A 26,640-nucleotide genomic window follows, 5' to 3' on the forward strand; every position below is an offset into this window, starting at 1 on the left:
AATGATTGTAAGAACCCTCGCCGAGTGCGAAAAGACCGACCGCAAGGTCCACAGCCAGACCGGCACCTGGGACAGCACGCGCATGCTGCTCAAGGACGACCAGGTGGGCTTCTCGTTCCACATCACCACCATCTACGCCGGCAGCGAGACGCACATCCACTACCAGAACCACTTCGAGTCGGTGTACTGCATCAGCGGCAATGGCGAGATCGAGACCATTGCCGACGGCAAGATCTACAAGATCGAGCCAGGCACGCTGTATGTGCTGGACAAGCACGACGAGCACCTGCTGCGTGGCGGCAGCGAAGACATGAAGCTGGCCTGCGTGTTCAACCCGCCGCTCAACGGCCGCGAAGTGCATGACGAAAGCGGCGTCTATCCGCTGGAGGCCGAAACCGTCTGATAGCGGTCAACCGGGGCGGCCGCCGCGCCGCCCCGCCATTACAAGAAAGGAGGTATGCGTGAACCCTATGCAAGCCGACCTGTATCCCTCGCGCCAGGAAGACCAGCCCAGCTGGCAGGAACGCCTGGATCCGGTCGTCTACCGCAGCGACCTGGAGAATGCGCCGATCGCGGCAGAGCTGATCGAACGCTTCGAGCGCGACGGCTACCTGGTCATCCCCAATCTGTTCAGCGCCGACGAAGTCGCGCTGTTTCGCGCCGAACTCGAGCGCATGCGCCAGGACCCGGCCGTCGCCGGCTCCGGCAAGACCATCAAGGAACCCGACAGCGGCGCGATCCGCTCGGTGTTCGACATCCACAGCGACAACGAACTGTTTGCCCGCGTGGCCGCTGACGAGCGCACCGCCGGCATCGCCCGCTTCATCCTCGGCGGCGACCTGTACGTGCATCAGTCGCGGATGAACTTCAAACCCGGCTTCACCGGCAAGGAGTTCTACTGGCACTCGGACTTCGAGACCTGGCACGTCGAGGACGGCATGCCGCGCATGCGCTGCCTGTCCTGCTCGATCCTGTTGACCGACAACGAGCCGCACAACGGCCCGCTGATGCTCATGCCCGGTTCGCACAAGCACTACGTGCGCTGCGTCGGTGCCACGCCGGAAAATCACTACGAGAAATCCCTGCGCAAACAGGAGATCGGCATCCCCGACCAGAACAGCCTGAGCGAGCTGGCCAGCCGCTTCGGCATCGACTGCGCCACCGGCCCGGCCGGCAGCGTGGTGTTCTTCGATTGCAACACCATGCACGGCTCCAACGGCAACATCACTCCCAGCGCCCGCAGCAATCTGTTCTACGTCTACAACCACGTGGATAATGCCGTGCTGGCGCCATTCTGCGAGCAGAAACCCCGTCCGGCCTTCGTCGCCGAGCGCGAGAAATTCAAGCCGCTGGAAATTCAGCCGCAACAGTATCTCTGAGGCGATCGGGCGCGTCTGATGACGGGCCCGTTTCCCGGTTAGGCCGACGCTCATACCGGCCCAGGGATGAATTCATTTTCAGCTCGTTGATCGACAGGTGCGCCAGCCGCGCCGGGCCCGTCAACGGCCTGCCAGATTCGGACGCAATATAACGATGCATACCGTAGAAAAGATCGGCGGCACGTCGATGAGCCGCTTCGAGGAAGTCCTCGACAATATCCTCATCGGCCGCCGGGAAGGCGCGGCGCTGTATCAGCGCATCTTCGTCGTGTCGGCCTACAGCGGCATGACCAACCTGCTGCTGGAACACAAGAAGACCGGCGAACCCGGTGTCTACCAGCGCTTTGCCGATGCGCAGAACGAAGGCGCCTGGCGCGAAGCGCTGGAACAGGTGCGCCAGCGCATGCTGGAAAAGAACGCCGAGCTGTTCAGCTCCGAGTACGAATTGCACGCCGCCAACCAGTTCATCAACTCGCGCATCGACGATGCCAGCGAGTGCATGCACAGCCTGCAGAAGCTCTGTGCCTACGGCCACTTCCAGCTCTCCGAGCACCTGATGAAGGTGCGCGAGATGCTTGCCTCCCTTGGCGAAGCGCACAGCGCCTTCAACTCGGTGCTGGCGCTCAAGCAGCGCGGCGTCAACGCGCGCCTGGCCGACCTCACCGGCTGGCAGCAGGAAGCGCCGCTGCCGTTCGAGGAGATGATCGCCAGCCATTTCGCCGGCTTCGACCTGAGCCGCGAACTGGTCGTCGCCACCGGCTACACGCATTGCGCCGAAGGCCTGATGAACACCTACGACCGCGGCTACAGCGAGATCACCTTCGCCCAGATCGCCGCCGCCACCGGTGCCCATGAGGCGATCATTCACAAGGAATTCCACCTCTCTTCCGCCGACCCGAACCTGGTCGGTGCCGACAAGGTGGTGACCATCGGCCGCACCAACTACGACGTCGCCGACCAGCTGTCGAACCTCGGCATGGAAGCGATCCACCCGCGCGCGGCCAAGACCCTGCGCCGTGCCGGTGTCGAGCTGCGCATCAAGAATGCCTTCGAGCCCGAGCACGGCGGCACGCTGATCAGCCAGGACTACAAGTCCGAGAAGCCCTGCGTGGAAATCATCGCTGGACGCAAGGACGTCTTCGGCATCGAGGTGTTCGATCAGGACATGCTCGGCGATATCAGCCACGACATGGAGATCAGCAAGCTGCTCAAGCAGCTCAAGCTCTACGTGGTAAACAAGGACTCCGACGCCAACAGCATCACCTACTACGCCTCCGGCTCGCGCAAGCTGATCAACCGCGCCGCCCGGCTGATCGAGGAGCACTACCCGGCCGCCGAGGTCACGGTGCACAACCTGGCCATCGTCTCGGCGATCGGCTCGGACCTCAAGGTCAAGGGCATCCTCGCCAAGACCGTGGCCGCCCTGGCCGAGGCCGGCATCAGCATCCAGGCGATCCACCAGTCGATCCGTCAGGTGGAGATGCAGTGCGTGGTCAATGAAGAGGACTACGATGCCGCCATCGCCGCGCTGCACCGCGCGCTGATCGAGCCGGAAAACCACGGCGACGTGATCGCCGCAGCCTAAGCGCAGCGTCACCCGAAACGCCGGGCTCGTCCCGGCGTTTCGCTGTCCGGCGCATGACGCCGATCAATACCGCAGCGCCCGCGCAGGATGACTATGGAGACAAGAAGCAGGTCACGCTTTACGCCTGATCTGCTCACCGGCTCATCCATAAAACAGGAGTTGCCATGTTTCCCGAGTACCGCGACCTGATCACCCGTCTCAAGGCCGACAACAAGACCTTTGCCCGCCTGTTCGATGAGCACAACGAGCTCGACCAACGCGTCAAGAATATCGAAGCGCACATCGTGCCCGGCACCGACAGCGAGGTGGAAAACCTGAAGAAGGAGAAACTGCAGCTCAAGGACCGTCTCTATCAGATGCTCAAGGAAGCGTCTGCCGCCTGACCCTCGGTGCCCCGCCCAGGCGGGGCACCCTCGCCGCGTTCCAAATATCGCGGACGACGCGCAATCGGCCGGCAAGCGCAGTAAAATGCCGCGCTTCTCCGATGCCCTCCTGCGAGTCACGCGCCATGAGCACCCCCTACCGCACCGAGCTGCTGTCGCCTGCCGGCACGCTGAAATCCATGCGCTACGCCTTCGCCTACGGCGCCGATGCGGTATACGCCGGGCAGCCGCGCTACAGCCTGCGCGTGCGCAACAACGAGTTCGACCACGCCAACCTCAAGCTCGGCATCGACGAAGCGCATGCGCTGGGCAAGCAGTTCTATGTAGTGGTCAACATCGCCCCGCACAACGCCAAGCTGAAGACCTTCATCAAGGATCTGGAGCCCGTGGTGGCGATGGGGCCGGATGCGCTGATCATGTCCGATCCCGGCCTGATCATGCTGGTTCGTCAGCACTTCCCGCAGCAGACCGTCCACCTCTCGGTGCAGGCCAACGCGGTGAACTGGGCCACGGTGAAGTTCTGGGAAAGCCAGGGCGTCTCCCGGGTGATCCTCTCCCGCGAGCTGTCGCTGGAGGAGATTGGCGAGATCCGCGAACAGGTGCCGGGCATGGAGCTGGAAGTGTTCGTCCACGGCGCGCTGTGCATGGCTTACTCCGGCCGTTGTTTGCTGTCGGGCTACATCAACAAGCGCGACCCCAACCAGGGCAGCTGCACCAACGCCTGCCGCTGGGAGTACAAGACCCACGAGGCGAAGGAAAACGAGGTCGGCGACATCGTGCACAAATACGAGCCGATCGTCGTGCAACCGGCCGAGCCTAGCCGTTCCGAGCCGACCCTCGGCGTCGGTGCGCCGACCGATGAGGTGTTCCTGCTCGAAGACAGCAGCCGTCCGGGCGAATTCATGTCCGCCTACGAGGACGAGCACGGCACCTACATCATGAACTCCAAGGACCTGCGCGCCGTGCAGCATGTCGAGCGGCTGGTGCAGATGGGCGTGCACTCGCTGAAGATCGAGGGCCGCACCAAGAGCCACTACTACGTGGCACGTACCGCGCAGGTCTACCGCAAGGCCATCGACGACGCCCTCGCCGGTCGGCCGTTCGACAAATCGCTGATGGACACCCTCGAATCGCTGGCCCACCGCGGCTACACCGAGGGCTTCCTGCGCCGCCATGTGCACGACGAATACCAGAACTACGAACGCGGCTTCTCGCTCTCCGAGCGCCAGCAGTTCGTCGGCGAGCTGACCGGCGAACGCCGCAACGGCCTGGCCGAAGTGACGGTGAAGAACCGCTTCGCGGTTGGCGACAAGCTGGAACTGATGACCCCGCAGGGCAACCTCAACCTGCGCCTGGAGCAGCTGGAGAACAAGCGCGGCGAAGCCATCGAGGTAGCTCCGGGCGACGGTCACACGGTCTACCTGCCGGTGCCGGAAGACGTGGACCTGCGCTACGCGCTGCTGATGCGCGAGCTGCAAGGCAGCACCACCCGCGGCTGAGACCGCTACGAGCGGCGCGTTACCGCGTCGCCGCTAGCGCAGTAATTCGGCGAACTGTGCGGCCGGCACCGGCGGGCTGAGTAGATAGCCCTGAATCTCGTCGCACTGGTTGGCTTTGAGGAAGTCCATCTGCGCCTGGGTTTCCACCCCTTCTGCCACCACCTTGCGCTCCAGGCTGTGAACCATGGCGATGATCGCCCGGGTGATCGCTGCATCCTGGCTGGAATGCTCCAGCTCGCTGATAAAGGAGCGGTCGATCTTCACGTAGTCCACCGGGAAGCGCTTGAGGTAGCTCAACGATGAGAAGCCGGTGCCGAAGTCGTCGATGGCCAGCCGCACGCCCAGCGCGCGCAGCTGTTCGCTGATGCTGATGGCGTTGTCGATGTCATCGAGCAACTGGCTTTCGGTCAGCTCCAGTTCCAGCATCGTTGCCGGCAACCCGGTTTCCTCCAGCACCTGGCGCACCAGACTGACGAAGTTGCCCTGGCGCAGCTGCTTGACCGAAAGGTTCACCGACACGCGGATTTCGGCCAACCCGTCCAGCTGCCACTGACGCGCCTGACGGCAGGCCTCGCGCAGCACGAACTCGCCGAGTGGGATGATCAGCCCGGTTTCCTCGGCCAGCGGAATGAACTGCGCCGGTGCAACCAGTCCCAGCTCCGGGTGGCGCCAGCGCACCAGCGCCTCGGCCGCTTCCAGGCTGTCGTCGGCAAGACTCAGCCGCGGCTGGTAGAAGACCTCCAGTTGCCCGACCTCCAGCGCCTTGCGCAGCTGATTTTCCAGCTGCAGATAGTGCATGCTCGAGGCCTGTGGCCGATCGGTGAAGAACTGCAAGGTGTTGCCGCCCAGGTGCTTGGCCTGCTGCATGGCGATATTCGCCTGGCGCAGCAGCGCCTCGGCGTCGCGGCTGTTATCCGGCAAAAGGCTGACGCCGATGGACGCACTGATCACCAGCTCCTGCTCATCAATGACCATCGGCTTGCGGATTCGCTGCAGCAGCCGGCTACCCAGGTGCGCCAGGCTGCTGAGGCTGCCATAGGCATCCAGTAGTACGACGAACTCGTCACCAGAAAGCCGTGCGATGGTGTCGGCTTCAGCCAGGGTCGTGGAAAGTCGGCGCGAGACTTCGCGCAACAACGCATCCGCCGCCTCATGACCAAGGCTCTCATTGAGCAACTTGAAACGATCCAGGTCGATGTACAGCACTGCCATGTTGCGTCCGTTACGCCGTACGCGCTGGCAGGCCTCGTGCAGACGCTCCTTGAACAGGCCGCGGTTGGCCAGTCCGGTGAGGTCGTCGTAGTGGGTCAGGTAGCGCAGGCGCTCCTCGATCTTGCGCCGTACGCTGAGATCGGAAATGAAGGCGACCACGTGGGTCACGCTGTCGTCGCTATCACGCACCTCGCGCAGCTGCACCCACTGCGGGTAGACCTCGCCGCTCTTGCGCTTCTCGATCAGCTCGCCCTGCCAGTGGCCATGGCGCTCCAGCGCGTCGCGCATCGCCTCGTACTGGCGCTGGCTTTCCGGCGTGCCGGCGATTCGCGCGATGCTGCGGCCGAGCAGTTCCTCGCGCTCATAGCCGGAGAGCGCACAGCACGCGTCATTGACGGCCAGCACCCGGTAATTGGCGTCCATGATCACCATGCCTTCGCTGGCCGCCTCGAACACCGTGGCGGCCAGGCGTTGCTGCTCGGCCTGGCGGCGGACATCACTAATGTCGCGGCGGGTGCCGATCATGCGCAGCGCGCGGCCGGAGGCATCACGCTGGATCACTCGACCGCGGTCCTCGATACAGATTTCACTGCCGTCAGCACGCACCGCCCGGTACTCGACGGCGAACTGTTCGCTTTCGCCCTTCAGGTGCGCGATCAGCGTGGCGTGCACGGTCGGCATATCCTGCGGGTGAACGTCCGGCAGCGGCGAGCCGTCCTCGGCGTAGCGCTTCTCCAGCCCCACGCCAAACACCACCTCGAGCCGGGAGTGATGCACGCGGTTGTGCTGCAGATCCCAGTCCCACAAGCCGAGACCGCTCGCATCCAACGCCAGATTCAGCCGGGCCTCGCTCTCGCCGAGCTCTTCGGCGGCCCGAGCCAGCTCTGCGGTTCGCTCGACAACCCGTTGCTCGAGGCCGTCATAAGCACGTTGCAGTTGCTGCTCGGCGCGACGACGCTGCTCGACCTCATTGGCCAGCCTGACGTTCAGCCGCTCGGAATCGCGCCCGACCTTCTCCAGCCGCTCGATCAGCTGCAGCTTGTCCCAGCGCTGCTCCAGGCCGTCGCTGAGCAGACGGCTGATCTGCCAGGCAATCAGGCTGAGCGTCGCCAGCACGATCAGCGCAAAAAGGCCCCAACCCTGCTGTAGCGGATGACCGCTGTTGATCAGCAGCAAACCGGTCGGCAACAGGCTCGGCACGGCGAAACTGAAGAAAGCCGGCAGGCTGACGCCATAAGCGACACTGGCAGCCACCACCACCGAGCCGATCAATCCGTAGAGCAGCGCCTGGGTGACAAAGGCATCGGCTGGAACCAGCGCGACCATGGCGTAACAGAGACTCAGGGCAGACGCCGCACTGCCCAGCATGAAGCGCCAGCGCCAGTGCGGCGCGGCCTGCAGCTCGGGGCTGGCGCGATTGAACGCCATTACCTGCTGCAGTCGCAACAGACCCAAGCCGAGCATCCATACCAGCCAGACACCTAGCTCGACACCGGCCTGCTCGCCCCACAGCACGACGCCGCAGACCAGAGTGGTCAGCAACAGCAGTACGGCGGGGATGCGGGAACCGCGATAGAGCAGACGCGTACGCTCGGCGGTCTGGTCGCAGAGGGCTTGCGCATCTGGCAAAGGCTGGGCCGATGCAGGGCAAGCGGCTCGAATGGAATCGGTCATGACTGTTGTTCTAATAGTGACTGCACCCGAATGAAGCTCCTCGGAACCACGGGCGATAATGGCACGTTGCTAGCGTTGCGTCATACGGCGACACGTCGGAAAAAGTGTTGAACATCACATTCGCCGACCGGTGGACGCAGGCTGATGCATGCCTCTCAGCCGCCCACAGGGTGCGCTCTGCAGACCTGAAAACGGCGCGACAACAGACCACAGGGCGAGCGCAGCGCAGGCATTTCCAATAGAATGCCGCGATGCACGACGATCTCTCTCTCCTCCTGAATTCCCTCAACGATGCTCAGCGCCAGGCCGTGGCCGCGCCGCTGGGACGTCAACTGGTATTGGCTGGCGCTGGCTCGGGCAAGACCCGCGTACTGGTGCACCGGATCGCCTGGCTGAATCAGGTTGAACGCGCCTCGCTGCACTCGATCCTGTCGGTGACCTTCACCAACAAGGCTGCCGCCGAAATGCGCCAGCGTATCGAGCAGCTGCTGCACGTCAACCCGCAGGGCATGTGGGTCGGCACCTTCCACGGCCTGGCCCACCGCCTGTTGCGGGCACACTGGCAGGAAGCCAAGCTGGCGCAGAACTTTCAGATTCTCGACTCCGACGACCAGCAGCGCCTGGTCAAGCGGGTGATCCGCGAACTCGGCCTCGACGAGCAGCGCTGGCCGGCACGCCAGGCGCAATGGTGGATCAACGCGCAGAAGGATGAAGGCCTGCGCCCGCGCAACATCCAGGCCGGCGGCGACCTCTTCCTCGCCACCCAGCTGAAGATCTACGAAGCCTACGAAGAGGCCTGCGTCCGCGCCGGCGTCATCGATTTTTCCGAATTGCTGCTGCGCGCTCTGGACCTGTGGCGCGACCATCCGGGCTTGCTCGAGCACTATCAGCGGCGCTTCCGTCACGTACTGGTCGACGAGTTCCAGGACACCAACGCCGTGCAGTACGCCTGGCTGCGACTGCTGGCCAAGGGTGGCGAAAGCCTGATGGTGGTCGGCGACGACGACCAGTCGATCTACGGCTGGCGTGGCGCGCGCATTGAGAACCTGCATCAGTTCAGCCAGGACTTCCCCGACGCCGAAACCATCCGCCTGGAGCAGAACTACCGCTCCACCGCGTGCATCCTCAAGGCCGCCAACGCGCTGATCGCCAACAACCAGGGCCGTCTCGGCAAGGAACTCTGGACCTCCGGTTGCGAGGGCGAGCCGATCAGCCTGTATGCCGCCTTCAACGAGCACGACGAAGCGCGCTACGTGGTCGAGAGCATCGAGAAGGCCATTCGCGACGGCATGAGCCGCAGCGAGATCGCCATCCTCTACCGCTCCAACGCCCAGTCGCGGGTGCTGGAAGAGGCGCTGCTGCGCGAGAAGATTCCCTACCGCATCTATGGCGGCCAGCGCTTCTTCGAGCGCGCCGAAATCAAGAACGCCATGGCCTACCTGCGCCTGATCCAGACCCGCGACAACGACGCGGCGCTGGAGCGGGTGATCAACGTGCCGGCCCGTGGCATCGGCGAAAAGACCGTCGAATGCCTGCGCCAGCTGGCGCGCGAGCAAGGCTTGTCGATGTGGGCGGCGCTGCATCAGGCGGTCGGCACCAAGGCGGTTTCCGGCCGTGCTGCCAGTGCGCTGAATGGCTTCGTCGAGCTGGTCGACACCCTGGCGCTGAAAGTCGAAGGCATGCAGCTGCACAACATGGCACAGCTGGTCATCGAGCAGTCCGGGCTGCTGGCCTATCACCGCGACGAGAAGGGCGAGAAGGCCCAGGCGCGGGTGGAAAACCTCGAGGAACTGGTCTCCGCTGCACGCGCCTTCGACAGCTACAGCGAAGAGGACGACGACATCCAGTCACCGCTGGCCGCCTTCCTCGACCACGCCTCGCTGGAGGCCGGCGAACAGCAGGCCGGCGACCACGAGGACAGCGTGCAGCTGATGACCCTGCACAGCGCCAAGGGCCTGGAGTTTCCGCTGGTGTTCCTGGTCGGCATGGAAGAAGGCCTGTTCCCGCACAAGATGAGCCTGGAGGAATCCGGCCGTCTGGAAGAGGAACGCCGCCTGGCCTATGTCGGCATTACCCGCGCCATGCAGCAGCTGGTGATCACCTACGCCGAAACCCGCCGGCTCTACGGCAGCGAGACCTATAACAAGATCTCGCGCTTCGTCCGCGAAATCCCGCCGGCGCTGGTGCAGGAAGTCCGCCTGAGCAACACCGTAACGCGCTCCTTCAGCGGCAAGAGCATGAGCGGCTCGTCACTGTTCGACGGTGCCGGCGTGCCGGAAACGCCGTTCAGTCTCGGCCAGCGCGTACGCCATTCGCTGTTCGGTGAAGGCACCATCCTCAACTTCGAAGGCTCCGGCGCCCAGGCGCGGGTGCAGGTGAATTTCGAAGATGAGGGCAGCAAATGGCTGATGCTCAGTTACGCAAAACTTGAAGCCCTATGAGGTTGACGCTAACGTCAACGCCTCATACCAACAAGAAAGACCAAGGAAACCGACCCATGAAACGCCGCCATCTGTTCGGTGCTGCCGCTGCCTTGCTTGCGACCCTCGGCCTTGCCGGCTGCAATGACGACAAGAAAGTCGAAAACGCCGGCCAACAAGCCGCCAGCGAACCCGCCAAGGCCTACACCTGGAAAATGGTCACCGCCTGGCCGAAGAACTACCCGGGCCTGGGCACCGCCGCCGAACGCCTTGCCGACCGCGTCAAGGTGATGAGCGACGGCCGCCTGACCATCAAGGTCTATGCCGCCGGCGAGCTGGTCCCGGCGCTGGAAGTGTTCGATGCCGTCTCCCGCGGCACCGCAGAACTGGGTCACGGTGCCGCCTATTACTGGAAAGGCAAGGTGCCGACCGCACAGTTCTTCACTTCGGTACCGTTCGGCCTGTCCGCCATCGAGATGAACGCCTGGTTGAGCCGCGGCGAAGGCCAGAAGTTCTGGGAAGAGGCCTATGCACCCTTCGGCGTGAAGCCGATGGTGGTCGGCAACACCGGGATGCAGATGGGCGGCTGGTACAACAAGGAAATCAATGCGCTGGGCGACCTGCGCGGGCTGAAGATTCGTATGCCGGGCCTCGGCGGCGAAGTGCTGGCGCGCCTCGGTGCCACCACCGTGAACCTGCCCGGCGGCGAAGTGTTCACTGCACTGCAGACCGGCGCCATCGACGCCACCGACTGGGTCAGCCCGTACAACGACCTGGCGTTCGGTCTGCACAAGGCAGCCAAGTACTACTACTACCCGGGCTGGCAGGAACCGCAGGCGGTGCTGGAGCTGCTGGTCAACCAGAAGGCAATGGACACCCTGCCCGAGGACCTGCAGGCCATCCTCACCGAGGCGACCCGCGCGGCCAGCCGCGACATGATGGATGACTACGTCTACAACAACGCCCTGGCACTGGAGCAGCTCAAGCAGCAGGGCGTCGAGCTCAAGCGCTTCCCCGACGAAGTGCTCGACGCCATGCAGGAGCAATCGGAACTGGTGCTTGGCGAGCTGGCCGCGCAGAGCGAGCTGAACGGTCGCATCTGGGCCTCGATGAAGGCCTTCCAGGAGCAAGTCAAGCCGATGCACGAGATCTCCGAGAAGGAGCTGTACAACTGGCGTTGATCCAGCGGCCGGAAGAACGGAGCCGCGAGGCTCCGTTTTCGCAACCGCACCACCCCATCTGGCCAGTCCAGGCGCGACCAACGGTCGCAAGCAAAAGCCGGTAACATACTGCCCCTGGCCAACCCCTGCCCGCCTCGGCAGGATGGCGCGCGTACTCCACTCTTTTCAGCGGGAACACTCAATGCAACGTGTGCTTAGCATTTTCATGGCGCTGTGTATCAGCCTGACCTTCGCGCTCGACGCCCACGCCAAGCGCTTCGGCGGCGGCAAGAGCTTCGGCTCGGCACCGAGCCACCAGACCCGCCAGGCGCCCCAGCAGACTCAGGCCGCGCCGAATCAGGCAGGCCGTCAGACGCCCGCCGCCGCCAGCGGTGCTTCGCGCTGGCTCGGTCCGTTGGCCGGTCTGGCCGCCGGTGGCCTGCTCGCCTCGATGTTCATGGGCGACGGCTTCGAAGGCATCCAGTTCATGGATATCCTGATCTTCGGCGTGATCGCGTTCCTGCTGTTCCGCTTCCTCGCCGCCCGCCGTCGCCAGCAGCAGCCGGCCATGGCTGGCCATGCACCGATGCAGCGTGAAATGCCGCAGCAGCCGGCGACCTCCATCTTCGGTGGCAGCGCCGCCCCGGTTGCCGCCGCTCCGGTGATCAACGCCCCAGCCTGGCTCAACGAGCAGAGCTTTGTCGCTGCAGCCCGCGAGCACTTCCTCTCGCTGCAGCAGCACTGGGACGCCAACGAGATGGACAAGATCTCCGAGTTCGTCACTCCGCAGCTGCTGGGCTTCCTCAAGCAGGAACGCGCCGAGATCGGTGATGCCTATCAGTCGACCTACATCGACGATCTGCAGATCCAGCTCGACGGCGTCGACGACGATGCCGAGAAGACCACTGCCACCCTGACCTTCAGCGGTGTGTCGAAGACCTCGCGCTTCGACCAGGGCGAGCCGTTCAGCGAAAGCTGGCGCATGGAGCGTGCCCAGGGCGAGAACCAGCCCTGGCTGGTCGCTGGTATCCGCCAGAACGCCTGATCGACGTAACGCAGGAAACGGTCTGCCCCGGCAGACCACAGACAAACCCCGCCACTCGGCGGGGTTTGTCGTTTCTAAGCGGCAAGTGGCGCGGTGCTGCGAGCCGCTCCACATCACTCCTTGAGAAAGGCCAGCAGATCGTTGTTGAAGCGCTCCTTGTGGGTGTCGGTCAGGCCGTGCGGCGCACCGGGATAGACGATCAGTTTCGCGCCCTTGACCAATGCAGCGGACGCCTTGCCCGAGCTGTCCAGCGGCACGATCTGGTCATCGTCGCCGTGGATCACCAGCGTCGGCACGTCGAACTTCTTCAGGTCGCCGCGAAAGTCCGTGGCCGAGAATGCAGCGATGGAGTCGTAGGTGTTCTTGTGCCCGGCCTGCAGGCCCTGGGCACGCCAGTTGTCAATCAGCCCCTGGGAAACCTTGGCGCCTGGACGATTGAAGCCGTAGAACGGGCCGGAGGCGAGGTCCAGATACAGCTGCGCGCGATCCTCCAGCGAGGCCTTGCGGATGCCGTCGAAGACTTCCAGCGGCAGGCCACCCGGGTTATCCGCGGTTTTCAGCATCATTGGCGGCACGGCGCTGACCAGCACGGCCTTCTTTACCCGTTCGGTGCCGTGGCGGCCGATGTAGCGGGCCACCTCGCCACCACCGGTGGAGAAGCCCACCAGGGTGACGTCCTTCAAATCGAGCGCTTCGATCACCGCGGCCAGGTCGTCGGCGTAGTGATCCATGTCGTTGCCTTCCCACGGCTGACTGGAACGGCCATGACCGCGGCGGTCATGGGCGACCACCCGATAGCCCTCGGATGCAAGGAACAGCATCTGCGATTCCCAGCTGTCCGAGTTGAGCGGCCAGCCGTGGCTGAAGGTGACCACCGGACCGTCCTTCGGGCCCCAGTCCTTGTAGTAGAGCTGCACGCCGTCGGCGGTGGTGACGGTGCTGGCGGTGCGGGCACTGGCGACACCGGATGTCGGTTGCGTGGCCTGTTCCGGTTGTGCGGCGAAAACTGGCTGCATCGCGATGGCCAGCAGCGGGAGGGTGAAGGTGCGGATGATGGCATTCATGGCGTGAGTCTCCTGTTCGTAGGTTTGGGGGCGGTCTGGATCAGTCAGCGAGGAGCAGCGTTACGTCGATGTTGCCGCGGGTGGCGTTGGAGTACGGGCAGACCACGTGGGCCTGTTCGACCAGCCCCTGCAACACGTCGCGGGCAATGCCGGGCGCGGCGATGGTCAGCTCGGCCTCGATGCCGAAGCCGGTGGGGATCTGGCCAATGCCGACCTTGCCGGTGATGCGGGTGTCGGCCGGCAGGGCGACCTTCTGCTTGCCGGCGACGAACTTCAAAGCGCCGAGGAAGCAGGCTGAGTAGCCGGCAGCGAACAGCTGCTCGGGGTTGGTGCCGGGGCCGCCGGCGCCACCCAGTTCACGCGGCGTGGACAGCTGCACGTCGAGCGCCTGGTCGGAGGAGCTGGCGCGACCTTCACGGCCGCCGGTGGCGGTTGCAGTGGCGGTGTAGAGAATCTTTTCGATGGTCATGGCTACGGTTCCTGTTCTGTCGGTAGGCCAGGGCGTTGTTGCCCGGTGAGAGCTATTCTGCTCACCACGGAAAACTATTGGTGACGTAAAATCCGGAAAACATGATCAGGAGTACGAAGATGGCTGACAGGCTCGCCGCTCTGATGACGCATTTCCCGATGAGCGCACAGGTGTTCAATACCGGGCCGCTGTGCGGCATCAACACGCTGCAAAGCGATGGTGTGCATGGGCAGCTGCATCTGGTGCGCAGCGGTGCCGTCGAGGTGCATCACGGCAGGGACAAGCTGCAGGTCGAGCGCCCCAGCCTGCTGCTGTTTCCGCGACCACTGACGCATCGCTTTGTTGTCGCCGCCGGGCAGCAGGCAGACATGGTCTGCGCGAACCTGTCGTTCGAGGGCGGCGCCAGCAACCCCATCGCGTCAGGCCTGGCCGATGTCGTCTGCCTGCCGCTCGACGAGGTCTGGGGCGCCGAGCCGGTGCTGACGCTGCTGTTCGAAGAAGCCTTCGAGCAGCGCTGCGGGCGTGTGGCGATGGTCGAGCGCCTGCTCGAAGTGGTGATGATCCAGGTGTTGCGCCAGCTGATGGAAAGCGACGCGGTGAATGGCGGACTGCTCTCCGGGCTGGCGCACCCGCGGCTGCGCAATGCCCTGGTGGCGATGCACGAGGCGCCCGCGCAGGACTGGACGCTCGAGGAGCTGGCCGGTGTCGCCGGGATGTCGCGCAGCGTGTTCGCCACAGCCTTTCGCGAGACGGTCGGCACCACGCCGGGACAGTACCTGCAGGGCTGGCGCGTGCGGCTGGCACAGAAGGCACTGCGCCGTGGCCGCCCACTGAAGATGATCTCGGCCGAGGTCGGCTACGGCAGCGAAGCTGCGTTCTCGCGGGCGTTCAAGGCGCACTCCGGCCTGTCGCCGCGGGACTGGAAGAACCAGTTGTCCATGCCGGCCAACCCCTGAACCGCAGGACTTCGCGCCGAACCAAACTCCGCGCGGAGTGGCTAGAAGCGAAAGACCGAATTAATCCTTCGCTTCTTCCAATGTTGACTAAGCTCTTTGGCAGACGCCGGCAAAGCATCGGCGTTCCAGCCTGATAAGAAAGGAGAACCACCGATGGATATGAACCGTCGACAGTTCTTCAAGGTCTGCGGTGTAGGCCTTGGGGCGTCGAGCATGGCGGCATTGGGCATGGCCCCACCGACGGCATATGCCGAGTCGATCCGGCATTTCAAACTGACCAACACCCGTGAAACCCGCAACACCTGCCCCTACTGCTCCGTCGGTTGCGGGCTGATCCTCTACAGCCAGGGCAGCGGCGGCAAGAACGTCGCGCAGAACATCATCCACATCGAAGGCGACTCCGATCACCCGGTCAACCGCGGCACCCTCTGCCCGAAAGGCGCGGGCCTGCTCGACTTCGTCCACAGCCCCAACCGCCTGACCCATCCGGAAGTCCGCGAAGCCGGCACCAACGAGTGGAAGCGCATCGAGTGGAGCGAAGCCCTCGACCGCATCGCCCGACTGATGAAGGACGACCGCGATGCCAACTTCATCGAGCGCAACGACAAGGGCCAGACGGTCAATCGCTGGCTGACTACCGGTTTCCTCGCCGCCTCGGCTTCATCCAACGAGGCCGGCTATATCACCCACAAGGTGGTTCGATCACTCGGCATACTGGCGTTCGACAACCAGGCACGTGTCTGACACGGCCCGACGGTGGCAAGTCTTGCCCCGACGTTTGGCCGTGGAGCCATGACCAATCACTGGAGTGATATCCAGAACGCCGATCTGGTCCTGATCATGGGCGGTAACGCCGCCGAAGCGCACCCGTGCGGCTTCAAGTGGGTCACCGAAGCCAAGGCGCGCAACAAGGCGCGGTTGGTGGTGGTCGATCCGCGCTTCACCCGTTCAGCCTCGGTGGCCGACATGTATGCACCGATCCGCACCGGTACCGACATCGCCTTTCTCGGCGGGCTGATCAACTACCTGCTGGAAAACGACAAGATCCAGCACGAGTACGTGGTCAACTACACCGACGTCTCGTTCATCGTGAAGGAAGGCTTCGGCTTCGAGGATGGCCTGTTCAACGGCTACGACGCCGAGAAACGCAGCTATCCGGACAAGTCCGCCTGGAGCTACGAGCTGGACGAGGACGGCTTTGCCCGCGTCGACAAGAGCCTCACCCACCCGCGCTGCGTGTTCAATCTGCTCAAGCAGCACTACAGCCGCTATACGCCGGAGGTGGTCAGCAATATCTGCGGCACGCCGCAGGACAAGATGTTGCAGGTCTGGGAAACCATTGCCGAGACCTCGGCCCCGGGCAAGGTCATGACCATCATGTACGCCCTGGGCTGGACGCAGCATTCGGTCGGCTCGCAGATGATCCGCACCGGCGCCATGGTGCAGCTGCTGCTCGGCAACATCGGCATGCCTGGCGGCGGCATGAACGCCCTGCGCGGGCACTCCAACATCCAGGGCCTGACCGACCTGGGCCTGCTCTCCAACCTGCTGCCGGGCTACATGACCCTGCCGCTGGAGGCCGAGCAGGATTACACCGCCTACATCACCAAGCGCACCGCCAAGCCGCTACGGCCGGGGCAGCTGTCCTACTGGCAGCACTACGAGAAATTCCACGTCAGCCTGATGAAGGCCTGGTACGGCAGGAACGCCACGGCGGAGAACAACTGGGGCTACGACTGGCTGCCGAAGCTGGATATCCCTGGCTACGACGTGCTCAAGGTGTTCGACATGATGTACCAGGGGCAGGTGAACGGCTATTTCTGCCAGGGCTTCAACCCCATCGCCTCGTTCCCCAACAAGGCCAAGGTCAGCGCCGCGCTGGCCAAGCTCAAGTACCTGGTGATCATGGACCCGCTGGCCACCGAGACCTCGGAGTTCTGGCGCAATGCCGGCGAGTACAACGACGTCGACACCGCCAGCATCCAGACCACGGTGTTCCGCCTGCCGACCACCTGCTTCGCCGAGGAGGATGGCTCGCTGGTCAACAGCGGACGCTGGCTGCAATGGCACTGGAAGGCCGCCGAGCCGCCAGGCCAGGCGCAGACCGACGTGGTGATCATGGGCGGGCTGTTCCATCGGCTGCGCGAGCTGTACCGCAAGGAAGGCGGCGCCTATGCCGAACCGCTGCTCAACATCGACTGGGGCTATCGTCAGCCGGAAGAACCGAGCGCCGAGGAAATTGCCCAGGAGTACAACGGCAAAGCCCTGAGCGACGTCTTCGATCTGCAAACCGGCGCACAAGTGGCCAAGGCCGGCGAGCTGCTACCCGGCTTCGGCCTGCTGCGCGCCGACGGCACGACCTCCAGCGGTTGCTGGATCTTCTGCGGCTCCTGGACCCAGGCCGGCAACCAGATGGCCCGGCGCGACAACGCCGACCCCTACGGCATGGGCCAGACGCTGGGTTGGGCCTGGGCCTGGCCGGCCAACCGGCGCATCCTCTACAACCGCGCCTCGGCCGACCCCGCGGGCAATCCGTGGGATAAGCAGAAGAAACGCCTGGTCTGGTGGGACGGCGGCAAGTGGGGCGGCACCGACGTGCCGGACTTCAAGGTCGACTCGCGGCCCGAGGACGGCATGAACCCGTTCATCATGAACCCCGAAGGGGTGGCGCGGCTGTTCGCCGTGGACAAGATGAACGAGGGGCCATTCCCCGAGCACTACGAGCCGTTCGAGACGCCGATCGGGCGCAACCCGCTGCACCCAGGCAACGCGCTGGCGATCAGCAACCCCGCGGCGCGAGTGTTCAAGAACGACATGGAGCTGTTCGGCACGGCGGAGGACTTCCCCTACGCCGCCACCACCTACCGGCTCACCGAGCACTTCCACTTCTGGACCAAGCATTGCCGGCTCAACGCGATCACCCAACCCGAGCAGTTCGTCGAGATTGGCGAGGTGCTGGCCAAGGAACTGGGCATCGTCGCCGGCGAGCGGGTCAAGGTGTCGTCCAACCGCGGCTATATCAAGGCGGTAGCGGTGGTGACCAAGCGCATCAAGCCGCTGACGGTGGACGGGCAAACGGTGCACCAGATCGGCATCCCGCTGCACTGGGGCTTCGCCGGGGTGGCGCGCAATGGCTACCTGACCAACACGCTGACGCCGTTCGTCGGTGACGCCAACACCCAGACGCCGGAGTTCAAGTCGTTCCTGGTCAACGTGGAGAAGGCATGATGGCTACTCAAGACGTGATTGCCCGCTCCGCCACAACCACCGAGCGGCCGTCGATCCGCGAGATCGGCGAAGTGGCGAAACTGATCGACACCTCCAAGTGCATCGGCTGCAAGGCGTGCCAGGTGGCGTGCTCGGAATGGAACGACCTGCGTGACGATGTCGGCACCAGCAACGGGACCTACGACAACCCGATCGACCTCACCGCCGAATCCTGGACGGTGATGAAGTTCGCCGAGTACGAGAACCCCGGCAGCGGCAACCTCGAGTGGCTGATCCGCAAAGACGGCTGCATGCACTGCGCGGACCCTGGCTGCCTCAAGGCCTGCCCGGCGCCGGGGGCGATCGTGAAGTACGCCAACGGCATCGTCGACTTCAACCAGGACCACTGCATCGGCTGCGGCTACTGCATCACCGGTTGCCCGTTCGACATCCCGCGCATCTCCGAGAAGGACAAGAAGGCCTACAAGTGCACGCTCTGTTCCGACCGCGTGTCCGTCGGACTTGAGCCGGCCTGCGTGAAGACCTGCCCCACCGGGGCGATCGTCTTCGGCAGCAAGGAGGACATGAAGGAGCATGCCGCCGGGCGCATTGCCGATCTCAAGGAGCGCGGTTTCGACCAGGCCGGCCTGTACGACCCCGATGGTGTTGGCGGTACGCACGTGATGTACGTGCTGCACCATGCCGATCAGCCCTCGCTGTACAGCGACCTGCCGAACGAGCCGACCATCAGCCCGCTGGTCAGCCTGTGGAAAGGCGTGACCAAGCCCCTAGCCCTGCTGGGCATGGGCGCGGCGGTGCTGGCCGGCTTCTTCCATTACACGCGGGTCGGCCCGATCCGCGTCGAGGAAGACGAGGACAAGACCGAACTCAGCGAGCCCGTGGTGCACCAGGTCGATCCTTCGGTGCATGTGGTCGATCCCAAGGAGCCGCGACCCTGACCGCGCGGCCCCGTTCGTGGGGCCGCCCTCGGAGTCCGCTCGCTCAAGGAGTCAACGATGAACAACAACGAGATCGAACGCTACAACCCCTCGCAACGGACCAACCACTGGATCGTTGCGATTCTCTTCGTGCTCGCCGCGCTGTCCGGCCTGGCACTGTTCCATCCGGCGCTGTTCGGCCTCTCCGGGCTGTTCGGCGGCGGCACCTGGACGCGCATCCTGCACCCCTTCATCGGGGTCGCGATGTTCGTCTTCTTCCTCTGGCTGGCGATCCGCTTCGCCGGGCACAACCGCATCGAGGCGCGGGATCGCCAGTGGCTCAGGCAAATCAACGACGTGGTGCACAACCGCGAAGACAAACTGCCGGAAGTCGGCCGCTACAACGCCGGGCAGAAGGTGCTGTTCTGGGTGCTGATCCTCAGCATGCTGGTGCTGCTGCTCAGCGGCATCGTCATCTGGCGCGAGTACTTCAGCAGCTTCTTCGGCATCGTCTCGCTGCGCTGGGCCAGCCTGCTGCATGCCATCGCCGCCTTCGTGCTGATCGTCAGCATCATCGTGCACATCTACGCCGCCATCTGGATCAAGGGTTCGATGGGTTCGATGCTCTACGGCACCGTCAGCCGCGCCTGGGCACGCAAGCACCATCCAGCCTGGTACCGGGAGATCACCGAACGCAAATAAGCGGCACCGCTGTTCAACCGGAGATTCCCGTGCGCGCGCGGGAATCTTCGGCGACGCGCACCATCGAAAGCCGAGCGACAACCGCTGACGGACTATGCTGTTCGGCATAACCACAAGAAAAGGAGTCCTGCGTGGCAGGCACCATTCTAGAGCCCGGGCAGATCGAAGCCGCGGCCAGCAAACCACCCTTCACCAACCTGCCGCCGCGCGATCTGTTCGCTCTGCGCAGCGAACGTTTCAGCAAGCTCGCTGAAGGCCATCCATTCGCCGACTACCTGCGCCTGCTGGCCGCGGTCTGCCAGGCGCAACAGCAGGTGCTGGACAACCCGCCGGCAATGCCGCCGCTGGACGAACACCGCACCCGTGAAAGCCTCAAACACAACCTGCCGCCGCTGGCTGCCGACACCCTGGTCCGCGACGATGCCTGGCTGACGATGCTGGATGCCTGGCTGGATGCCTTCGTGGTGCCGGAAAATCCCGCGGTAGTCGCGGCCATCAGGCAACTGCGCGAGGCCGAGAGCGGCCAGCGCAAGGCCTGGGCCGTGGCACTGGTCAGCGGCCAGTACGACAGCCTGCCGCCGGCGCTGGTGCCTTTTCTCGGCGCCGCCCTGCAACTGGCCTGGAGCCACCGGCTGCTGCAGCTCGACCTCTCCGACCTGCGCGAGCGCGAAGACCAGACCCACTGCCCCTGCTGCGGCGCGCCGCCCATGGCCGGCATCATCCGCCATCGCGGCCAGCTCAACGGCCTGCGCTATCTGGTCTGCTCGCTGTGTGCCTGCGAGTGGCATTACGTGCGGGTCAAATGCAGCCACTGCCGCAGCACCAAGAAGCTCGACTACCTGCACTTCGAAGGCTCGCCTCAGGGCGTCAAGGCCGAGGTCTGCCCCGAGTGCAACAGCTACCTCAAGCAGCTCTATCTCGACCTGGCGCCGGATGGTGAAAGCCTCTCGGCCGACCTCGCCACTCTGGACCTGGACATGCTGCTGGCCGAGCAGGGCTTCCAGCGTCACGCGCCCAATCTGCTGCTGGCACCGGGGGACGATGCATGAGCAGCAGCCACCTGCCCTCGGTCGACAAGCTGCTGCGTGACCCGGCCTGCCAACCGCTGCAGCAGCGCTACGGCCGCCAGGCATTGCTGAACACCCTGCGCGACCTGCTCGATGAATTGCGCGAGCCCGCTCGCCATGGCCAGCTGGCCGCGCTGGAACTGTCCGAAGCGGTGCTCGCCGGGCGCGCCGGCGAACGCCTGGCCAACCAGCACCGCAGCCGCGTGCGCCGGGTGTTCAACCTCACCGGCACGGTGCTGCACACCAACCTCGGGCGCGCGCTGCTGCCGGATGAAGCCATCGAGGCGATCACCCTTGCCGCGCGCTATCCGCTCAATCTGGAATTCGATCTCGCCACCGGCAAGCGCGGCGATCGCGACGACCTTATCGAAGGGCTGATCCGCGAGCTGACCGGCGCCGAGGCCGTCACCGTGGTCAACAACAATGCCGCCGCCGTGCTGCTGGCCTTGAACAGCCTCGGCGCACGCAAGGAAGGCATCATTTCCCGCGGCGAGCTGATCGAGATCGGCGGTGCCTTTCGCATCCCCGACATCATGGCCCGCGCCGGCGTGAAGCTGCATGAAGTCGGCACCACCAATCGCACCCACGCCAAGGATTACGAAGCGGCGATCAACCCGCGCTCGGGCCTGTTGATGCGCGTGCACACCAGCAATTACAGCGTGCAGGGCTTCACCGCCAGCGTCGCCACCGCCGAACTGGCGCGCATCGCCCATGCCCACGATCTGCCGCTGCTGGAAGACCTCGGCAGCGGCAGCCTGCTCGACCTCTCACGCTTGGGTCTGCCGAAGGAGCCGACCGTGCAGGAAGCGCTGCGCGACGGCGCCGATATCGTCACCTTCAGTGGCGACAAGCTGCTCGGCGGCCCGCAGGCCGGGCTGATCGTCGGCAGCAAGGCGCTGATTCAGAAGATCAAGAAGAACCCGCTCAAGCGCGCCCTGCGTGTCGACAAGCTGACCCTTGCTGCGCTGGAAGCGGTGCTCAACCTCTATCGCGACCCCGACCGCCTCGCCGAACGCCTCACCAGCCTGCGCCTGCTCAGTCGCCCGCAGACGGAGATCCGCGCCCAGGCCGAACGCATCGCCCCAGCGCTGGCCGCCGTGCTCGGGGAAAGCTGGAATGTCGCTGTTGTGGATGCTCTGGGCATGATCGGCAGCGGCGCGCAGCCGGTGGCACGCCTACCCAGCGCAGCGCTGTGCATCCGCCCGCAGCAGCCCAAGCGCCTGCGCGGTCGCAGCCTTCGCCAGCTGGAAGAAGCCCTGCGCTGCCTGCCGATCCCGGTACTCGGGCGCATCGATGACGACGCCCTCTGGCTCGACCTGCGCCAACTCGATGACGAACCGGCATTCCTCCAGCAATTACCGCACCTGCAAGAGGAGCTGGCCCGTTGATCGTCGGTACCGCCGGCCATATCGACCATGGCAAGACCGCACTGCTGCAGGCCCTCACCGGGCAACAGGGCGACCGCCGCCGCGAGGAGCGCGAGCGCGGCATTACCATCGACCTCGGCTACGTCTACGCCGAGCTCGGTGAAGGCAGCCTCACCGGCTTTATCGACGTGCCGGGCCACGAGCGTTTCGTGCACAACATGCTGGCCGGCGCCAGCGGCATCGACTGCGTGCTGCTGGTCGTTGCGGCCGATGACGGCGTCATGCCGCAGACCCGCGAACACCTGGCCATCGTCGAACTGCTCGGTATCCGCCGCGCACTGGTGGCGCTGACCAAGATTGACCGCGTCGAGCCGGTGCGCATCGCTGAAGTGCAGCAGCAGATCGAAGCCCTGCTGGTCGCCGGGCCACTGGCCGGCGCGCCGATCTTTCCGGTTTCCAGCATTCGCGGCGATGGCGTCGACGCTCTGCGCACCGCGCTGATCGAAGAAGCCGTCCGCACCGCCGCCCGCGGCGACAGCGGCCACTTCAGGCTGGCCATTGACCGTGCCTTCAGCGTCACTGGCGCCGGCGTGGTGGTCACCGGCACCGCCTTTGCCGGGCGCGTGCAGGTTGGCGATGAGCTGCTGCTTAGCCCCGCCGGCAAACGCGTGCGCGTCCGCGGCCTGCACGCGCAGAACCGTGAAGCGGACGAAGCCTATGCCGGCCAGCGGGTGGCGCTGAATCTTGCCGGCGAGCGCCTGGCCGTCGAGCAGATCCATCGCGGCGACTGGCTACTGCACCCCTTGCTGCACGCGCCAACGCAACGCATCGATATCGACTTCCAGCTGCTGCCCGGCGAAGCCCACGAACTCAAGCACTGGGCGCCAGTGCACGTGCATCTCGGCGCCCAGGACGTCACCGCGCGCGTCGCCCTGCTCGAAGATGCGAGCCTGGCGCCGGGCGAACACGCCTTTGCGCAGCTCCTGCTGAACGCACCGAGCCACGCCGTGCATGGCGATCGCATCGTCCTGCGCGATCAATCCGCCCAGCGCACCCTTGGCGGCGGCCGAGTGCTCGACCCGTACGCACCGCCACGCAATCGCCGCCGCGCCGCACGGCTGGAACAGCTTCGCGCCCTCGACCAGCCGAGCCTGGAGCAGGCATTGCCGCCGCTGCTCGCCAGCGCCACCAATGGCATCGATCCGCAAAGCCTGGAACGCCAGTTCAACCGCCCGCGCGAAGGCTGGCGGCTGCCGCACGGCGTAGTGGAAGTCGGCACCCGGCTCGGCCCGCGGCTATTCGATCAGGCCCGCTGGAGCGAACTCGACACCACCCTGCTCGCGGCCCTGCAACGTTTTCACGAAGAACAACCCGACGAACTCGGCCCCGACCGCGACCGCCTGCGTCGCTACGCCCTGCCGCAGCTGGAACGACCGGTATTTATCGCCCTGCTGGAACAGGCACTGGCCGCCGGCCGCATCGAAACCAGCGGCCCGTGGCTGCACCGCCCCGATCACCGGGTGCGCCTGAGCGATGCGGAAGAAGGTTTGAAGGAACGCCTGTGGCCGCTGCTCGAAGCCGGCCAGTTCGACCCACCTTGGGTCCGCGACCTGGCCCGCGACCTCGGCGTCGACGAAACGCAGATGCGCAACCTGCTACGCAAACTCGCCCGCCTCGGCCTGCTGCAACAGGTGGTGAAAGATTTGTTCTACCCCGAGTTCACTATTCGCCAACTCGCGGGGCATGTACTGCAACTGGAAGCACAAAGCGGCGTCATCCGCGCCGCCGCCTTCCGCGACCGCATCCAGCTCGGCCGCAAACGCAGCATCCAGCTGCTCGAACACTTCGACCGCATCGGCCTCACCCGCCGCTTCGGCAACGAACGCAAAGTCCGCCAAGACTGCGCCTTGGCGATCCAGTCTGGCCTGGGTTAGGCTGGTCGCCGCTTCCTCTTCGGCGTCTCGACAAGATAAGGAAGGCAATCGCACCCGGTGGTGCGGCCGGGCTTCAAACCCGGTTGGGGACGGCAGCCGTTCCCGGGTGAGTTCGACTCTCACTGCCTTCCGCCAATTCCCGCTCTGAAAGCCCCGAACTACGCGGCCTCCAGCTACTCGAACGGAGCGGCCTCGGCTTGGGTGTCGAAGAAGTGTCGAAAACCCCGAATCGGGCCGAGCTTAATCACATCCTTCAGATAGTCCGGCGCGAGGTGTGCGTAGCGCATCGTCATGTTCAGCGAGGCGTGGCCGAGGACTTTTTGCAGGGTGAGGATGTTGCCACCGTTCATCATGAAGTGAGAGGCGAACGTGTGTCGAAGAACGTGCGTCTTCTGGCCGACTGGTAGCTTCAGGCCAGACATTTTCACCGCGTAGTCGAAGCTGTCGCGGCAGTTGGTGAACAGGCCGTGTTCCTGGAAGTGCTGGTGAATGCGGTCATGCAATGCCTGATCGATCGGCACGGAGCGTCGGCGCTTGCCCTTGGTGTTCACGAACAGCACGTGACCATCCCTCACCCGTTCCGGCCGGAGCGCTTGTGCTTCTCCCCAGCGGCAGCCCGTAGCGAGGCAGATGGTGGCGACCATGTACGTGTGAGGCGTGCGGCAGTGTTCCTGGATGGCGCGAAACAGCCGGTCGATATGGGCATCACTCAGGTACGTCAGTTCGCGTTCCTGAAGCTTGAGTGTTTTCACCGAGGCCAACGGGTTTTCGTAGTCGATCTCGCCCAACTGGCGGAGCATGTTGAACACAGCGCACAGGTGCCCGAACTGGATGTTCACCGTTTTGCCGCTGATGCCGGAGGCAAGACGGGCCGCGCGATAGGCCGTATAGGTTGCGCCGGTAAGCTGGCTGGCTATCGGGTTGCCCATTTCCCGAGCCATCCGTTTCAAGACCAGTTCCGTACGGTCAACATCGCTCAACGCATGCCCGTGCAGCAGCCGCCAACGGTCGATCAGATCCAGCAACCGGCGTCTGTCCTTGGGCTTGGGCGTCCAGTCTGGCTTGTCGATCACCTTGGCACGGCAGGTTGCCTCGAATCGCAACGCCTCGGCCTTGGTCTTCACCGTCTTGCGGAAGCGCTTGCCCTTGATCGGCTCTACATCGACTTTCCAGCGCCCGTCAGGCAGCTGCCCGATGGCCATCAGATCGCCCTGCCCCACCTCACATGCCGCTCCTCGAGCAGGTTCTTGATGTGCTTATAAAGATCCCGCTCGCTCATATCCTTGGCGGCGTAGTGATCCCGGATGACCGGCCAGCAATCCCATTGCTTCAAGGTCTCGAATGCTTTCTTAGCGCCCACTCGCTCCCGTGCCAGCAGGCTTACGAAGTTTCCCAGGAACAGTTCCACGTTCTTGCCTGAGAAGCCTCGAGAGGTTTTGTAGTACCGCTTGTACTCCGTCTCATCGACCAGGGAATCGACCGGCAGATCGACCCGCGCGTCGTCACGCATCAGCGTCCAGATCGGATCAAAGTAGCCGGGGCGGGCGAGCAGCTTGAACTGGCTCAGGCCATAGCGCCACAGGCCGTCGAGGTGTGCCGAGAACGCTGCGAAGGAGTCCGTGTCGATGGCTTGGCCAGTCGTCACGTCTACCGAGCCGCTGGCGAACTGCTGGATGATCGAATGGTGGTAACGCAGCTCGACGCGCCACACGTCCTGGGCTGGGTTGTAGTTCTCGGGATCTTTGGCATCGAACGAATCCCGGCGACGCCAGACGCTTTCCCAGTAGTCGAGCTTGTCCGTTGCGCGGGCCTGTTCGGTCTTGTTGTAGATGCACAGCTGCACCCCACCGGCCGAGCCAAACATGGACGTTTCCCCGCGACCGTAGACGCTGGACTTGGTCGCCCACTCCACCTGATTGATGCCCGAGATATCCCGATGTGTTCTGGCCCGGCAATGCAGGCGGGCGACCAGATCCACTGGCGGTTTCCAGCCCTGAAGATCCAACGCCAGATGGACGGCGCACTGGTTGCGTTCGCGGTGGGTCATCACGGCGGCGGCGTAGTAGTCCATCCGCTCTTGCAGGCGCTCAGGCGACAGCGCGTCGATCGCGTGCGGTGACACCTCGATTTTCAGGTGAGGGCCGATCTGTTCCAGCTTGGCGTTGAAGTTCTTGATGAGCAGGATGAACCCAAGGTCGGCGTTCTGGAGTTTGTACTGGTAGCCAGAGTCACGGCCCACACGCCCGGCGTGCCAGATCTCCCCAGCAAACTCGACCATCGCGCCCGGCTTCTCGAACAGCGCCATGATTTCCGGTCGGATCAGCCCGCGGTACAGCTGACGGACCGTATCGACGCCGCAGCGCAGCAAACGGACCTTGGACAGATCGACGAATGCCGCCGTACCGGGATCGACGAACAGGCGTCCGTTGCGATCTTCACGGGCAAGCATGTCTAGGGATGGTCTGAAGTAGCCATGTATTTCCCCGGCATACCACCTAGCGCAACTTTTAAACTCGCCAAATGATCAAAAAACAATCAATTCGACGAGTATTTCTTACGTTTTCGCCACCCGGACCCCA

Annotated in this window: 20 protein-coding genes and 1 tRNA gene; 16 read left to right on the forward strand and 5 right to left on the reverse strand. The window is 64.4% G+C overall.

Going from position 1 to position 26,640, the window contains the following annotated elements:
- Position 1 precedes the first annotated feature (1 nt).
- The 5 genes from BHD08_RS13310 (at position 2) to yegQ (ending at position 4,846) form a co-directional block, all read left to right on the forward strand.
- Complete coding sequence (locus BHD08_RS13310; protein WP_125022809.1) at positions 2 to 403, forward strand: ectoine synthase; 402 nt, start codon at positions 2 to 4, stop codon at positions 401 to 403.
- A gap of 67 nt (positions 404 to 470) precedes the next feature.
- Positions 471 to 1,379, forward strand: coding sequence for an ectoine hydroxylase (thpD, locus tag BHD08_RS13315; protein WP_041756814.1), 909 nt, complete (start codon positions 471 to 473; stop codon positions 1,377 to 1,379).
- A 154-nt stretch (positions 1,380 to 1,533) separates the two neighbouring features.
- Entirely contained in the window at positions 1,534 to 2,964 is a 1,431-nt protein-coding gene (locus BHD08_RS13320; RefSeq protein WP_125022810.1) for an aspartate kinase, read from the forward strand.
- A 164-nt stretch (positions 2,965 to 3,128) separates the two neighbouring features.
- On the forward strand, positions 3,129 to 3,347 hold the full coding sequence (locus BHD08_RS13325) for a YdcH family protein (protein WP_015278729.1): 219 nt from the start codon (positions 3,129 to 3,131) through the stop codon (positions 3,345 to 3,347).
- Between the two features lie 125 nt (positions 3,348 to 3,472).
- Entirely contained in the window at positions 3,473 to 4,846 is a 1,374-nt protein-coding gene (yegQ, locus tag BHD08_RS13330; protein WP_125022812.1) for a tRNA 5-hydroxyuridine modification protein YegQ, read from the forward strand.
- 33 nt (positions 4,847 to 4,879) lie between these two features.
- Here the strand turns inward: yegQ and BHD08_RS13335 are convergent, their stop codons facing one another.
- The gene (locus BHD08_RS13335; RefSeq protein ID WP_125022814.1) at positions 4,880 to 7,732 is read right to left on the reverse strand and encodes an EAL domain-containing protein; all 2,853 of its coding nucleotides are present in this window, start codon (positions 7,730 to 7,732) and stop codon (positions 4,880 to 4,882) included.
- Between the two features lie 251 nt (positions 7,733 to 7,983).
- On the opposite strand from BHD08_RS13335, the gene uvrD reads away from it, so the two are divergent.
- The 3 genes from uvrD (at position 7,984) to BHD08_RS13350 (ending at position 12,357) form a co-directional block, all read left to right on the forward strand.
- Positions 7,984 to 10,173 (forward strand): DNA helicase II, encoded by a 2,190-nt coding sequence (uvrD, locus tag BHD08_RS13340; RefSeq protein ID WP_125022815.1) that lies wholly within the window; start codon positions 7,984 to 7,986, stop codon positions 10,171 to 10,173.
- A 56-nt stretch (positions 10,174 to 10,229) separates the two neighbouring features.
- A complete protein-coding gene (locus BHD08_RS13345; protein WP_125022817.1) occupies positions 10,230 to 11,333 on the forward strand; it encodes a TRAP transporter substrate-binding protein in 1,104 nt (367 codons plus the stop codon).
- A 181-nt stretch (positions 11,334 to 11,514) separates the two neighbouring features.
- Entirely contained in the window at positions 11,515 to 12,357 is an 843-nt protein-coding gene (locus BHD08_RS13350) for a Tim44 domain-containing protein (protein ID WP_125022820.1), read from the forward strand.
- Positions 12,358 to 12,470: 113 nt separating this feature from the next.
- Here the strand turns inward: BHD08_RS13350 and BHD08_RS13355 are convergent, their stop codons facing one another.
- Both BHD08_RS13355 and BHD08_RS13360 read right to left on the reverse strand, forming a co-directional pair.
- Positions 12,471 to 13,421: an alpha/beta fold hydrolase gene (locus tag BHD08_RS13355; RefSeq protein WP_125022822.1), complete on the reverse strand. Its 951-nt coding sequence runs from the start codon at positions 13,419 to 13,421 to the stop codon at positions 12,471 to 12,473.
- Between the two features lie 40 nt (positions 13,422 to 13,461).
- Positions 13,462 to 13,890, reverse strand: a complete 429-nt coding sequence (locus BHD08_RS13360) for an organic hydroperoxide resistance protein (protein ID WP_125022825.1) — start codon at positions 13,888 to 13,890, stop codon at positions 13,462 to 13,464.
- Between the two features lie 119 nt (positions 13,891 to 14,009).
- Here BHD08_RS13360 and BHD08_RS13365 point away from each other — a divergent pair, with 119 nt between their 5' ends.
- From BHD08_RS13365 to BHD08_RS13405, 8 genes are all read left to right on the forward strand, one after another.
- Positions 14,010 to 14,846, forward strand: a complete 837-nt coding sequence (locus BHD08_RS13365) for an AraC family transcriptional regulator (protein WP_125022827.1) — start codon at positions 14,010 to 14,012, stop codon at positions 14,844 to 14,846.
- A gap of 153 nt (positions 14,847 to 14,999) precedes the next feature.
- A complete protein-coding gene (fdnG, locus tag BHD08_RS13375) occupies positions 15,000 to 18,074 on the forward strand; it encodes a formate dehydrogenase-N subunit alpha (protein ID WP_015278738.1) in 3,075 nt (1,024 codons plus the stop codon).
- Complete coding sequence (gene fdxH, locus BHD08_RS13380) at positions 18,074 to 19,012, forward strand: formate dehydrogenase subunit beta (protein WP_038664631.1); 939 nt, start codon at positions 18,074 to 18,076, stop codon at positions 19,010 to 19,012. Before fdnG ends, fdxH begins: the two co-directional genes overlap by 1 nt.
- Positions 19,013 to 19,069: 57 nt before the next feature.
- The gene (locus BHD08_RS13385) at positions 19,070 to 19,693 is read left to right on the forward strand and encodes a formate dehydrogenase subunit gamma (RefSeq protein WP_125022829.1); all 624 of its coding nucleotides are present in this window, start codon (positions 19,070 to 19,072) and stop codon (positions 19,691 to 19,693) included.
- 131 nt (positions 19,694 to 19,824) lie between these two features.
- Positions 19,825 to 20,742 (forward strand): formate dehydrogenase accessory protein FdhE, encoded by a 918-nt coding sequence (gene fdhE / locus BHD08_RS13390; protein WP_125022831.1) that lies wholly within the window; start codon positions 19,825 to 19,827, stop codon positions 20,740 to 20,742.
- On the forward strand, positions 20,739 to 22,148 hold the full coding sequence (gene selA / locus BHD08_RS13395) for an L-seryl-tRNA(Sec) selenium transferase (RefSeq protein ID WP_125022833.1): 1,410 nt from the start codon (positions 20,739 to 20,741) through the stop codon (positions 22,146 to 22,148). The genes fdhE and selA overlap by 4 nt, the downstream gene beginning before the upstream one ends.
- Complete coding sequence (gene selB, locus BHD08_RS13400) at positions 22,145 to 24,061, forward strand: selenocysteine-specific translation elongation factor (RefSeq protein WP_125022835.1); 1,917 nt, start codon at positions 22,145 to 22,147, stop codon at positions 24,059 to 24,061. Before selA ends, selB begins: the two co-directional genes overlap by 4 nt.
- 39 nt (positions 24,062 to 24,100) lie before the next feature.
- Positions 24,101 to 24,196 (forward strand) — tRNA-Sec (locus BHD08_RS13405).
- A 38-nt stretch (positions 24,197 to 24,234) separates the two neighbouring features.
- On the opposite strand, the gene BHD08_RS13410 is transcribed toward BHD08_RS13405, so the two are convergent.
- Both BHD08_RS13410 and BHD08_RS13415 read right to left on the reverse strand, forming a co-directional pair.
- Positions 24,235 to 25,263: a tyrosine-type recombinase/integrase gene (locus BHD08_RS13410; RefSeq protein ID WP_125022838.1), complete on the reverse strand. Its 1,029-nt coding sequence runs from the start codon at positions 25,261 to 25,263 to the stop codon at positions 24,235 to 24,237.
- Positions 25,263 to 26,510 (reverse strand): hypothetical protein, encoded by a 1,248-nt coding sequence (locus tag BHD08_RS13415; RefSeq protein WP_125022840.1) that lies wholly within the window; start codon positions 26,508 to 26,510, stop codon positions 25,263 to 25,265. Before BHD08_RS13415 ends, BHD08_RS13410 begins: the two co-directional genes overlap by 1 nt.
- Between the last annotated feature and the right edge of the window lie 130 nt (positions 26,511 to 26,640).

Source organism: Pseudomonas sp. SCT (assembly GCF_003864275.1).
GTDB lineage: Bacteria > Pseudomonadota > Gammaproteobacteria > Pseudomonadales > Pseudomonadaceae > Stutzerimonas > Stutzerimonas stutzeri_AE.

Excerpts from the sequence above, each read along its gene's own strand:
- BHD08_RS13310 (WP_125022809.1), top strand. The coding sequence starts at position 2 with ATGATTGTAAGAACCCTCGCCGAGTGCGAAAAGACCGACCGCAAGGTC.
- thpD (WP_041756814.1), top strand. The coding sequence starts at position 471 with ATGCAAGCCGACCTGTATCCCTCGCGCCAGGAAGACCAGCCCAGCTGG.
- BHD08_RS13320 (WP_125022810.1), top strand. The coding sequence starts at position 1,534 with ATGCATACCGTAGAAAAGATCGGCGGCACGTCGATGAGCCGCTTCGAG.
- BHD08_RS13325 (WP_015278729.1), top strand. The coding sequence starts at position 3,129 with ATGTTTCCCGAGTACCGCGACCTGATCACCCGTCTCAAGGCCGACAAC.
- yegQ (WP_125022812.1), top strand. The coding sequence starts at position 3,473 with ATGAGCACCCCCTACCGCACCGAGCTGCTGTCGCCTGCCGGCACGCTG.
- BHD08_RS13335 (WP_125022814.1), bottom strand. The coding sequence starts at position 7,732 with ATGACCGATTCCATTCGAGCCGCTTGCCCTGCATCGGCCCAGCCTTTG.
- uvrD (WP_125022815.1), top strand. The coding sequence starts at position 7,984 with ATGCACGACGATCTCTCTCTCCTCCTGAATTCCCTCAACGATGCTCAG.
- BHD08_RS13345 (WP_125022817.1), top strand. The coding sequence starts at position 10,230 with ATGAAACGCCGCCATCTGTTCGGTGCTGCCGCTGCCTTGCTTGCGACC.
- BHD08_RS13350 (WP_125022820.1), top strand. The coding sequence starts at position 11,515 with ATGCAACGTGTGCTTAGCATTTTCATGGCGCTGTGTATCAGCCTGACC.
- BHD08_RS13355 (WP_125022822.1), bottom strand. The coding sequence starts at position 13,421 with ATGAATGCCATCATCCGCACCTTCACCCTCCCGCTGCTGGCCATCGCG.
- BHD08_RS13360 (WP_125022825.1), bottom strand. The coding sequence starts at position 13,890 with ATGACCATCGAAAAGATTCTCTACACCGCCACTGCAACCGCCACCGGC.
- BHD08_RS13365 (WP_125022827.1), top strand. The coding sequence starts at position 14,010 with ATGGCTGACAGGCTCGCCGCTCTGATGACGCATTTCCCGATGAGCGCA.
- fdxH (WP_038664631.1), top strand. The coding sequence starts at position 18,074 with ATGGCTACTCAAGACGTGATTGCCCGCTCCGCCACAACCACCGAGCGG.
- BHD08_RS13385 (WP_125022829.1), top strand. The coding sequence starts at position 19,070 with ATGAACAACAACGAGATCGAACGCTACAACCCCTCGCAACGGACCAAC.
- selA (WP_125022833.1), top strand. The coding sequence starts at position 20,739 with ATGAGCAGCAGCCACCTGCCCTCGGTCGACAAGCTGCTGCGTGACCCG.
- BHD08_RS13410 (WP_125022838.1), bottom strand. The coding sequence starts at position 25,263 with ATGGCCATCGGGCAGCTGCCTGACGGGCGCTGGAAAGTCGATGTAGAG.
- BHD08_RS13415 (WP_125022840.1), bottom strand. The coding sequence starts at position 26,510 with ATGCTTGCCCGTGAAGATCGCAACGGACGCCTGTTCGTCGATCCCGGT.